This is a genomic window from Moorena sp. SIO3E8, assembly GCF_010692445.1.
GTDB lineage: Bacteria > Cyanobacteriota > Cyanobacteriia > Cyanobacteriales > Coleofasciculaceae > Moorena > Moorena bouillonii.
This window is the reverse complement of sequence record NZ_JAAHHM010000167.1, coordinates 1-11832: the sequence shown is the minus strand read 5'-3', so window position 1 is coordinate 11832 and position 11832 is coordinate 1. Positions and strand designations below refer to the sequence as shown.

Annotated in this window: 8 protein-coding genes; 1 reads left to right on the top strand and 7 read right to left on the bottom strand. The window is 42.9% G+C overall.

All coding sequences use genetic code 11. The features are described from left to right. Nucleotides 1-275 precede the first annotated feature (275 nt). The 7 genes from gmd to F6K46_RS34345 form a co-directional block, all read right to left on the bottom strand. A complete protein-coding gene (gmd, locus tag F6K46_RS34375) occupies nucleotides 276-1349 on the bottom strand; it encodes a GDP-mannose 4,6-dehydratase (protein ID WP_293058438.1) in 1074 nt (357 codons plus the stop codon). Between the two features lie 127 nt (nucleotides 1350-1476). Continuing rightward, nucleotides 1477-2277 (bottom strand): heterocyst development glycosyltransferase HepC, encoded by an 801-nt coding sequence (gene hepC, locus F6K46_RS34370; protein WP_293058436.1) that lies wholly within the window; start codon nucleotides 2275-2277, stop codon nucleotides 1477-1479. 324 nt (nucleotides 2278-2601) lie between these two features. Continuing rightward, nucleotides 2602-4863, bottom strand: a complete 2262-nt coding sequence (locus F6K46_RS34365; protein ID WP_293058434.1) for a polysaccharide biosynthesis tyrosine autokinase — start codon at nucleotides 4861-4863, stop codon at nucleotides 2602-2604. Between the two features lie 573 nt (nucleotides 4864-5436). Beyond that, on the bottom strand, nucleotides 5437-6582 hold the full coding sequence (locus tag F6K46_RS34360) for a glycosyltransferase (protein WP_293058432.1): 1146 nt from the start codon (nucleotides 6580-6582) through the stop codon (nucleotides 5437-5439). A gap of 95 nt (nucleotides 6583-6677) precedes the next feature. Further along, nucleotides 6678-7673, bottom strand: a complete 996-nt coding sequence (locus F6K46_RS34355) for a sugar transferase (protein WP_293058607.1) — start codon at nucleotides 7671-7673, stop codon at nucleotides 6678-6680. Nucleotides 7674-8762: 1089 nt separating this feature from the next. Further along, on the bottom strand, nucleotides 8763-9830 hold the full coding sequence (locus F6K46_RS34350) for a T3SS effector HopA1 family protein (RefSeq protein ID WP_293058430.1): 1068 nt from the start codon (nucleotides 9828-9830) through the stop codon (nucleotides 8763-8765). A gap of 79 nt (nucleotides 9831-9909) precedes the next feature. Further along, nucleotides 9910-11085: a phosphotransferase gene (locus F6K46_RS34345; RefSeq protein WP_293058428.1), complete on the bottom strand. Its 1176-nt coding sequence runs from the start codon at nucleotides 11083-11085 to the stop codon at nucleotides 9910-9912. A gap of 321 nt (nucleotides 11086-11406) precedes the next feature. Between F6K46_RS34345 and F6K46_RS34340 the strand changes: the two genes are divergently transcribed. Further along, a complete protein-coding gene (locus F6K46_RS34340) occupies nucleotides 11407-11739 on the top strand; it encodes a hypothetical protein (RefSeq protein ID WP_293058426.1) in 333 nt (110 codons plus the stop codon). Nucleotides 11740-11832 lie beyond the last annotated feature (93 nt).

Below are 11832 nucleotides of genomic sequence, written 5' to 3'. Positions count from 1 at the left end.
TTTGTTAATCCCTGATTCAGATCCCCCATTATCCCCCTTAATAAGGGGGACTTTTCCATCTAATTCCCCCCTTTTTTAAGGGGGGTTAGGGGGGATCTATGTACCTAATTACAAATTTGACATGCTCTCGTCGTAGTGTTTCACAGCAGCAATAGTCTTTTCCTCAATTTCCAATGACCTATTACCCGTTACCCATTACCTGTTAACCATTACCCAAAGGGCGACTAACTATCTCTCTAATCCATTACTAAAAATGGGATTAGACCATATCATTACTAGGGATTACCAGTGGTAACAACCTGACGAATAAAAGCAGTATCAGCGGATTGAGTACAAGAGGTGACAGGCATGATACCTAGTGCCTGAAGGTCAGCATTAACCATGATTTCAACCAGTTGTTTAAAGCTCACTGAAGGTTGCCAACCTAGTATGGTATTAGCCTTGGTGGCATCACCTAACAACAGGTCTACTTCAGCAGGTCGAAAGTACCGTGGATCGATTTCAACGTATTGCTGCCAATCCAAATTCACTAAGCCAAAGGCAATATCGAGAAACTCCCGAATTGATTGAGTTTGACCGGTAGCAACAACATAGTCATCGGGTTCGTGTTGTTGCAGCATTAGCCACATAGCGCGGACATAATCCTTGGCATAGCCCCAGTCCCGTCTGGCATCGAGATTGCCCAGGTAAAGCTTTTTCTGCTTACCAGCGACAATGCGCGCCAAAGCACGGGTAATTTTGCGAGTGACAAAGGTTTCGCCGCGCCGGGGACTTTCGTGGTTAAACAAAATACCATTACAGGCGAATAGCCCATAGGATTCACGATAGTTGATAGTTTGCCAGTGGGCGTAGACTTTTGCACAGGCATAAGGACTACGGGGATAAAACGGTGTAGTTTCAGACTGAGGAACAGCCTGCACTAGCCCAAACATTTCAGAAGAGCCAGCCTGGTAAAAGCGTACCTCAGAGCCAATCCGCTGTTGGTAGTGCCGTACCGCTTCCAACAAACGCAAGGTTCCTATACCTGTGGCATCGACAGTGTATTCTGGTGAATCAAAGCTGACCCGCACATGGGACTGAGCTCCGAGGTTGTACACCTCTATCGGCTGTACGTCTTCTAGAATGCGTTGTAGTGTCAAGCCATCAGTGAGGTCTCCGTAATGGAGAAATAACCGTGTCTGTGGATTGTGGGGGTCTTGGTAGATGTGGTCGATGCGATCTGTGTTGAAGGTAGACGTGCGTCGGATAATGCCATGGACTTCGTATCCTTTTGCCAGCAGCAGTTCCGCTAGATAAGACCCATCTTGACCGGTAATGCCAGTGATTAATGCTCGTTTAATGTCTGTCACGATTCCTCACGACTCTGATTAGAGTAATTAGTTTGCTAATGTACGGGATGAACACAAAGGCAAATCAAAATTGTTAATTGTTAATTAAAATTAATAATTAACAATTAACAAATTCAGGGTTGATGAATCACAGCACTTGAGTACTTTGAGAACCCAACACATGCGATCGCATATCTTCCTGGTGAAGCCTGATCATTCCTGGCAACAACCTCAGCTGTCGCCGCTCCTCCTGGGTCATCCGAATCACCTCATCCAGTTTCCAAGGACGTGGTCCGACTAAACTCATCTCACCCCTTAGTACATTCACTAACTGCGGTAGTCCATCCAGACAATATTGACGCAGCCACTTTCCAAAATGTGTCATCTTAGACGTGACTTGGCCTTTGTGTATAGCTTCAGTGCGAAATTTAATCACTTGGAACAACTTACCCCGTTCTCCAGCCCGCAATTGCCGAGAAAAGACTGGTCCTGGTGAAACAATCGCTATCAGCAAAATCAATCCCAGGAGCACTGGACTCAGAATCAGTAGCAATAGAGCAGCTAAACTCGAATCCATCACCCGCCTCAGTCGCGATCGCAATAGTTTGTCCCTACTAGACAATTCTGAGTTGAACGGTACCCTTAAAACAGCTTTCTTCTTCGCTTGCTCACAGGCATTTGTCCAAAGTCTTAACCCTGTTTCACCCAGATTGGGGTCAATACAAACCAGCCCTACCGACGACCGTTGCAAGCAATTACTTAACCAAGACTTACTTTCCAACGGAGGTAGATAATGCTGTTCATTCTTCTGGAGAGGTAGTACCCACAACTGTTTCTGTCGCCACTTCAGCTTGCAGGGAGGCAAAGAACTAACTGCTGACTCTGCCTCATCATCGATATCTAGGATTGAGATTTTGGAGGTTGTTAGTATGATTCTGGAAGTCGTCATAAATCGTTACTCCATTTTATGGAAATCAAAAGTCAAAGGTTAGATCGTCTCAGGTTTAATACCTATCACTCTCAGGTTTTCGTCAATTGAAACTTGAAACGTAAGCGATCAGCGATTAGCGCTACGCGCACGCTACGCGAACAGCGATCAGCGGCTTTTGAAGAAAACAGGTAAGCATTGGAATAATGCTGAGTTACGTCAGCTGACGGCTGACGGCACCTCAAGTAGCGCATAGGCTAACGGCCAACGGCTGACGGCTGACGGCTGAAGGCTGACGGCTGAATGGTTACTTAACAATTAACAATTACCAATTAACCAAAAAAATCAACGAGACTTGACATGATTGCTGAACTGACGCTCTAGTTGTGGAGAGACTTCAAGATCAGATACAGGTTGGTTTTGTTCAATAGCACCATGGCTGTTTCGCGAACCATAGTAAGCGTAGTTCTGATTAGAACTTTTCACCCCGTTAGCAATGATTCCAATCAGGTTTAAATTCCTGAGTATAGCAGTAGCCTGGGTCAGTTGAGATTGAGTAACTCGCTCTAGGCGTCCTACCATCACGACACCTTGGCACAATGATGCTGCTTGGAGTGCATCCACCATACCTAACACTGGGGGAGTATCCAGCAACACCAGATCATAGGTCTCTTGAAACTCTGCCATTAAGTTCTTCATCCGTTTAGAACCCAAGAGCTTAACTGGGTCAATTGGAGTTGGTCCAGCAGTCAAAACATCAATGGTTGACCCCAAAGGTGAGATACTAACTGGGCTGGGTGTAGCAGTATCATCTTCCAATAAAGTAGAAAGTCCTTCGTAATTGGAGAGGCCAAGTTGTTGGTGCAACCTCGGACGGCGCATATCTACATCAATTAGCAGTACTCGTCGATGTAAACGAGCAGCACTTAAGGCTAAACCCAACGCCAGAGTTGACTTCCCCTCACCAGAAAGCGCTGAGGTAACCATCAGGGATTTCCACTCAGAACCAGGATTGAGCAACTGGATATTCACATAAATCATGTCCAGTGCTTCCTGAAATGGTCGCCATCCTAACAGTTCCATCATCGGAAGTGCTCTCTCGGACTGGCTCAAGCTAAGATTCAGAACAGGTTTACTGATTTTACCCTCCGGCAACTCTGGAATCATACCTAGCAAGGGTAGAGCCACTTGATTTTTCAGATCATCAGAGCTATGAATTCCATCGTCCATGGCTTCCCGCACAAAGGCAGCTACACCACCCAGAAATAACCCAACCACTGCACCCAATAATAGGTCTTGGGTCATATTAGGACCGGTCTTGAAGCCCGGTAAAGGTGCTTCTACAACTTGCCAGTTAAATCCTCCCCGAGCCAATTCGATGCTTAACTCCTGCCGTGCTTGTAGTAGCTGCTGCAGAGTATTTTGTTTAATTGCTACTTGCGGTTGTAGACGATTGTACTGAGCAATCAGGGCTGGGAATTCCCTGAGTTGGATACGGATTTCCTGCTCTGTTTTGATCAGGGCTTGATCACGAGTCTGTAGACTGACTAGATTAATTTGCGAGGTGATCAGTTCGTTGACCAGATTGATATCCACACCACCGAGCTGTCCTTCTGTCAGGAGGTTACTTCCAGTGCTAACCAGTTGAGTCGGAACTTGCCCTAAAACCCGTCTGGTTTCTTCCTGCAAGAGCGCAAACACACTCTGACGCTGTTCAATTAATTTTTGAATACTAGGATGAGCTTCAGTATAAATCCGACTTTGCTCCACCAAAGCCAGTTCTATTCTTTGGATTTCATTGAGCAAATTTTGATAACGCCCAGATTGACTCAAGCGGGACGAGGTCAAGGCATTTTGCGGTGAACGAGCCAGTTTTTGCTGAACAGCCTCGTAGCGAGTCTGAGTTTCCATGTACTGAGCGCGGATGGCTCGGCGCTCCTGTTCAATCCCATTCAGAGTTTGACTGACAGCTACAGCTTGTTGTGAGGGATCAATCAGGTTTTTGCTCTTGCGAAATTGCTCTAGCTGTTGTTCAGCTTGCTCAAGATCCTTACGAGCTTTTGGCAACTGCTGATTGATAAAAGCAAGACCTTTATTCAAGCGCATTTCCTGCTGCTCTAGGTTGTAATCTTGATAAACCTTTTGAATAGCTTGCAGTACTTTTTGAGTTTTAATCCGGTCATTGCTGGTGTAGACCGCTTGAAATACCTTAGTTTCAGTTTTACCCTGCAGTACTTGAGCTAATCTTAAGGAGCCTCTAATATCACGGATTGTGATATTTGGGTAGTCATCACGAAGCAAATCCACTGCTCGTTGAATCAATTCAGAACTACCCATCAGCTGTAACTGAGTAGCATAATCGATATCAACAGTGGACTCAGTAAACTGACTCTCGATTCCTCGTGTTTTATCTATATAATTAGGCTCCACCAACAGCTGTAGAGAGCTGATATAAGTCGGCTCTTTCTTGATAGTGAGATAGAAGGCAATCGGCAAGCTTGTCAACAGTACACTTATAATCCACAAGCGTCTGCGCCACAAAACTGCCAAGAGTTGGCCATACCCTGCATCTGTTTCAGCTGCTGCGTTTAAATCAAGTTCCTTCATGGGATTTTAGATTAATGATTGACAAGTTTGGATTGGATTTTTAATTGATATCAAGTCCAGTGAATCAAGTCTAAACTAGTCCTGGGATGATTAGTAATCGGTTTAGATAAAATCCTGTTAATCACGTTCTTAATCTTCCCTAGGGTTTTTTATTTTTTTATTTAAAAAAAGTTAAGTTAAAATTAACTATTAACCCTTGAAAATTGGTTGTTGAAATATGACCAATCTCTTAGCAGTAAAATTATCCAGGATACCTGCAACAAATTTTACCTACCTTTTGGTAATAGGGACTTAGGAATTGGAGTCTGATTACCCATTACTCATTACCCATTACCAATGAACCGACAATCATAGGTTGCATCCCTTTTAGATAAAGGGTATAAAAAGAAGTAGTCAACCGGATCTGATATTATCTATTACCCATTACCAGTCACCCGAGCAGGACTATATTGATTAGTCCACCAGATTTTATCTGATGATTTTGGACTATCGACTCGTATAAATCCCAGGAAATCAACGAAAAAATCCAAAATCCAAAATCTAAAATCTAAAATCAGCCCAGCCACTATCCTGTCACCTAGCTAAAGTGGGAACCTTGGTTGAATGGGGAAAGGAATAGCTCAAATTAACAGGCTGCCCGCTGACCGTTTTATCAATAATTTGCCCAACTGTATTAAAGAAAACGTCTTCAGTGAAATGACTCAGGGCATGGTCTCGGATTTTGGCATAATTCCAGGGAATTTCCCTAGCCTCAAGTAGTGCAGCTTGGAGTGCTTCTGGTGTTTGCCGTTTAAAAAACACCCCTGTCGTCCCTGGTATTTGAGTATCCAAAACACCACCTGCACCGTAGGCAATTACTGGGGTACCACTGGCGTTGGCTTCGATTGGCACTAAACCATAATCTTCTAAAGCCGCGACGATCACCCCACGAGCTTTTGCCATCAAATGACAACGCTGTTTATCGCTGACATATCCCAAGAATCGAATATTGTCCAAGGCTTTAGATTCTAGACGCTCTCGCTCTGGACCATCACCAGATATTAATAAGGGCCACCCTAGCCAATTAAACGCCTCGATAATCAGATCGATACGCTTGTAACCCAGTAAACGAGATGATACTAGGTAAAAGTCTTCCTTTTGGTCGGAAAACACAAATTTATGGCTATTAATTGGATAGTTGACCGTCATGGCTGGCTTACCATAGATATTCTGGATACGCCGAGCGACAGTGGTCGAGTTAGCAATGTAAAGATCCGGCTCCTGGGCATAGTCCAGGTCTACTTTTCTGATCAACTGGAAGACTTTATCAATTACAGGAGAAAACGCTCTATATTCTCCATACTCCTTGAGGTAAGTTTGCGTATCCCACAAAAAACGGGTGACATTGTGGCAAAAGCAAACATGCTTGGCTCCTAATTTTTTCTTGACCGCCTTTGCGAAGCTTGAACAACTACTGATAATCAAATCGTAATTTTCTAAATCCAAGGCTCGAAAAGCTGGATAGTAAAACGGAGCCAAGAGTCTGAAGTATTTCGTTGACCCTGGAATGTTCTGAAGTCCGGTGGTATGCACTAGGCGCTCACCTAGGTCAATGGTGTTCTGGGCATCATACAAGGATGTGAATACATCAGCACTAGGGAAGCGCTTACAAAGCAGTTCAAATACCCGTTCTGCTCCACCTTTTTGCGTTAGATAATCATGAACTAGGGCAACTTTCATGCTTGTTTACTGGAAAACCTATTCCTAGAGAATACTCTAATCTATTTACCATTATATTTAATTTATATCCGGAATTTTACCGAGTTTTTTTCATACTAAACGGCTCCATTATTTTTCGACAACAAGATAAAAAGGGTTTTTATAATGAGCTTAAGGTCATACATTAAGCTCCAGTTTCGTTGGTAGCGTAAATCCAGTTTAATGATATCTGCAAAATCCCGAACTTGCGATCGCCCATGCACCTGCCACTCTCCAGTCATTCCAGGTTTAACATTCAACCGTTGCCACTCTGGAACCTCATAGATGTCCACTTCCTTAGGTACCGGTGGTCTAGTACCCACCAAACTCATTTCACCTTTAATGACATTCCAGAACTGGGGTAGTTCATCCAAACTAGTTTTCCTCAAAAACCGACCCACCCTGGTGATTCTAGGGTCATTTTCGTTTTTGAATATCTTGGCATCCTTAGATTGATTTTGAACGCTATCTTTCTGGGCTTCCGCATCAGTATACATCGAGCGGAATTTCCAGATCCGAAATCCCTTACCTATCCAACCACAGCGAATTTGACTAAAGAAGATTGGGCCAGGACTATCGAGTTTAATTGCGATCGCAATGGGAATAAATAATATGGCCGTAATTCCTAAACCTACTATTCCCCCCAGTATATCTAAGCATCGCTTAGCCCAAGAGCGTGTAGATGGGTGAGTTGTGGGTAACTTAGCCTTTGACCAATTGACAGCTATTGTTGTCGGGTTATATGAGGGGTCTAGAATTAATTTTTTGTCTAGCCCAGTCATGACCAATACAGCCATAACTGGAGGATTTATACCCCTTAGTATTAGTGAAACTCCGTTTTCCTGAGTGATTTTGTGATTCCTTACTAAGGCACCAATGCCGCTACTATCGATAAAATCTGTCTGACTAAAGTCGGCAATGATACGCTTAGGACAATAAGGTTGTTGGAGAAGCTGATCACAAGTTTCTTTAAATTTTATTGCTTCGAGTCTGCTCAAGCGGATCGGTAACTGCACTACAGCAGCTTCATTGATTAACCCTGCCTGGCTAGAAGTTTTTAACCTTGACTGCATCATGATGAACTAGGAATTATAATGTCGATTAACTCGTCACTTTTTATAGAGTAGATTTAAACTATGTAGGAATTGTGTAGAAAGTTTCGCAATCCTATGAACACCCTAGGTTTTAACCGTACCTAAACCTACGTATTCTCTGCCCTTGATTGAGGCAAGTCTCGACTTTTGATTACTAGTTAAATTTTGGGGCAAGGGTTACTTTAACGTACTGTTTTTTTTCTAAAACGATTAATTAGTAAACCCTAATGCATGGCTGAAATCTTCCTATTATAAAAAAAAGGTTACCTCTCACTTAATTATTGACGGAGTAATAGGTAGACTTCACAGGGTTAATTAACCTACAGGAAAACTAAAAAATGGATAAAAAATTACCATTTATATTTTTATCTTGTTACCATATAATTAACCATTTAGTATTACTCATTTGTCAGCAGTGACGTTGAGCAATTAATGTTCTGTGTAATCCCGGATGAATGACTAATACAACTTTCACGAGTTTTTCATAAAATCCTGACAGAGCTAAAAATTTTTGATGAATTTTTCTTAAAGACGCTAAATATACCTGAGGTCAATTGCCACATCCGTCTTGAGACTGATGACTTGGATGGTGGCAGCGAGGAGCACTCAGTCTAATGGCCTAAGGCTAAAGCTTTGGGCTACACCAAGCAACTCCATCTAGGTGGACTAATTTTGTATAGCGCTATATATTTTTAGGACTTACCTAGGGACTATACCTGTAGGGTCTCGCTTCGGACTCTACTAAGCTGTCACACATTTAAATTGTATTTAATGTATTTAAATTGTGAAGAGGCGCGCTGATAGGGAGATGGGGAGATGGGGAGATGGGGAGATGGGGAGATGGGGAGATGAGAAACCAGCTTTTGCACAAGTGGATCGAGGGGAAATTTAAATGCTTATTAGCTTACATAAGCGCGTTTGTTGCCCAGTTTTGCCTAAGTCCTGTTTTTGCTACTGTGGGCGAATTAACTACGAGTCTGACCCCCATACCATCTGTAGGAGCAATTGTGTAAGCTTTTCAAACTTCCCTCTGTTCCCTCCCTTCCCCATAATTTGCTGTGGGCAGCTTTAGTCATGATTGAGGTAAGGACGTTCCCATTCAATTCCTAACTGAGAAAATTGTTGGCGGATGGCGTTGAGGCGCTCCTCTGGAGTGTTATTACCGTTTTGCCAAGCCTGCATTAAACCATTCGCTACAATTTGGCAGCGGTTCATGCCAAAACTTTCTTGAGAGGTAAATTTTTTGGTTGGTTCTTCGGCAAAACTCAATCCCGGTGCCAAAAACTTGGTGAATAAAGGCACTTCTGGGCGAAAATGGCAGCGGTTTGGTAGATATATGGTTTGCATCACCCCAAAGACCACTTCAGAATCACAGCGCTCAAAGTAGAGTACTCCGCAGTCATGGCGTTTGTATTCCGATGGATTGTATAGAACTTTAAATGTGAAAGGAATTGCTGCTGCATTCAAATATTTTGTCATGCTATCCATGACAGCAAGGGCTCCATCTGGTGTCAGATTAAAGTAGATCCGTGCTGTTTTAGAATCGATATCACCATTGCCCTGTCGCTCTTGACCAACATTACCCACTGCTACATAAAAGCCGTTTTGCATCAAATTTTTGGGCATCCGGATGGCAACAATACTGCCGATGGAAGCATATTTTTCTTCAGATTTGAGATGAATCTCCCGTTCAATATGCATAGTCAAACTACCTTTGGTGACGGCTATTGAACCATCGCTTTCTTCTGAGATTACCTGCCAATTGGCATCAAAGTAGCCTGTGCCTTGATTGTTGGCGTGGAGTCGTTGGTAAAAATCTAGGTCTATTCCCAGCAGGGTATTGTTCTCTAAGTTTTGATGGGGTGCTATATCGGCTGAATTGGTGTGAAGTGCCAGGGGAGTGCGCAGATAGCCATTGTAATAAATGCCGTAGAGGAAATTTCTCAGCAGTAAGCTGAGATACTTATGCTGTATGTCTTGAGGGAGTTGCTGAAAGCGGGCTACTGTTTCATCAGCTATGGTGAAGGGTTGATAGTTGGGATGGTTGATACAAAAATTGGACTGGATTTCAATATTGTTAACAATGTCTTCCAGAGCTGCTTGCTGTTGATTAGGAAAAGGGTTGTCAAATAGCATCGTAATTTAATTTAAAATTAGATGAGGTCTAAATAGCAGTTTTCAATTGACAATTCACAGGTATGCTCAAAACCCTTTTCTAGGGGATTACCGGATTTGATATCAGTTGTGATTCTGAGATCCCAAAAACTGTTGGCACAGATTGTTGTGGTCGGCAGAGTAGACTTTTGGCAACCTGGAGCATACAGATTCCAGTATTATCAAAGGATTTCTGATAGTAAATCATTGCCTGAATTTGGTGAATCAGTGCCAAACCGGTAAACTGAACTACTCGTTTAAGCCAGTTGGGACGAGCTGACTCAATCCCGGGAAAAGCGGTAAGATAGGCTTGGGTTAGAGCAGCGATGGAGGGTTGAAGCACTTGTAAAGGAGTCACTGCTAGACCCAAGGATTCTTCTAATTTAATCGTGGGGTCTACTACTAAGCTACTTAACCAGATTCCCAGGTAGCTGGCGATTATGCTTCCAAGGTCAAAGGCTGGATCTCCCCAGGCACAACGTTCCCAATCAATCAGTCGCACCATGCTCTGATCCGGTGGTGAAGATGTTGAGAATTGCTCCCAGTCTCTATGAACCAAAATGTTGTTCAATTTTAAGTCATTGTGGGTTAGGCAACTCGGATGCCAGTCAGTTTCCAAATCTGCGATCGCATTTCCCAGACTAGGGTAACGTTGATAGAGGACAAAGAACTTTAAGGCATTGTTAGGGATTGAGCCAAACATCTCTGGGCTAAGCCGTCCGATTCCTTTAGCTGGATTGCCAAAGCGATAGGGAGATGTCCCCTTTGGTACCTGGTCTAGAAAATTACGACATTCTGGTTGATTGAAGGTAACACGATGGAGGTTGCCTACAACTGTTCCGATATCAGTTGCGATCGCTTCAGGGAAAACTTGGTTTTGATAGTAGAAATTAAACAGGTCGAGATAGTTATTTAGATAGTTGTAGATCAGGATGCAATGATCGGGATCAAAATGAAGGATCTGGGAAACTGATGAAGCTAGACAGTGTTGGTCGGGGAACTGCTGCAGCCAGCGATGAAATTGCCACTCATTGAAAAATTCATAATTTATAATACCCCCATTATGGGGTCTTTCCTGCTTAACCAGTAGCTGACGATGATCTGAAAAGCTAACCAGTAAATTGAAATTTTTAGCAGGGGCAGCCGATTTCACCTGGATAGATTCTAGGTCTGACGGAGTACACAGCCCTATATCCAATAGATATGAGGAAATCGTTTCAGATGATAGTGGTTGCACAATATTAGTAGATGATCAGTAGATGCACGACTTAAAGAGAAAATGTTTGTTGTTTACCCTTGAGACATTAACCGATAGTAGGGGCAAGTCTTGTGCCTAACCGTACAACAATCAACAATCAACAGTTAACAATCAATAATCATACTGTTATATTTTCAGCAGTTATCCCATTTCTCTTTATCTATTGATACTCTAGTTTTCCACTAAAAACTCGCCAAAATGGCGACATGAAACTGAGATTTTTATCTAAAACAGAATTTGTAGACTTACAGAAATCTTGAAGAAAGTCATCCGTCACACTCCTATGGAGGAAAACTAATAATGGAAATTTCTGAGTTACCCATCGGTTTTGAGTTGTTATCCGATGAGGAAACCTTTCTCAATGATCTAGATCAGCAAGATACTATGGTTCAGGGTGGATGTGGTCCGACTCCCCAAACACCATACATTCTGTGTCCAGCACCTACGGCAGTTCCTATGCCTGAACACCCAGAACCTTTTCCCAAATGTCCACGCCCAATACCCCAACCAACACCTCCTGTTTTTGAACATCCACGGCCCATACCTTTTCCTAAACCCGGGCCAATACCTTTTCCTAAAACCGGGCCAATACCTTTTCCTATACCAATCCTAAATGATTTTGAAGAAAAATGAGATATCATGGAATATAAATTTACCACCATGTTCTCATGACTCTGGAAGAATTTATAGCTAGCAATCGAGACCCTAGAGAGCTAAAGCGAGCAA

What these genes read in the sequence shown, in the direction of transcription:
- F6K46_RS34355 (WP_293058607.1), bottom strand. Translation starts at nt 7,673, where the DNA reads ATGCAGTCAAGGTTAAAAACTTCTAGCCAGGCAGGGTTAATCAATGAA.
- hepC (WP_293058436.1), bottom strand. Translation starts at nt 2,277, where the DNA reads ATGACGACTTCCAGAATCATACTAACAACCTCCAAAATCTCAATCCTA.
- F6K46_RS34365 (WP_293058434.1), bottom strand. Translation starts at nt 4,863, where the DNA reads ATGAAGGAACTTGATTTAAACGCAGCAGCTGAAACAGATGCAGGGTAT.
- F6K46_RS34340 (WP_293058426.1), top strand. Translation starts at nt 11,407, where the DNA reads ATGGAAATTTCTGAGTTACCCATCGGTTTTGAGTTGTTATCCGATGAG.
- F6K46_RS34350 (WP_293058430.1), bottom strand. Translation starts at nt 9,830, where the DNA reads ATGCTATTTGACAACCCTTTTCCTAATCAACAGCAAGCAGCTCTGGAA.
- F6K46_RS34360 (WP_293058432.1), bottom strand. Translation starts at nt 6,582, where the DNA reads ATGAAAGTTGCCCTAGTTCATGATTATCTAACGCAAAAAGGTGGAGCA.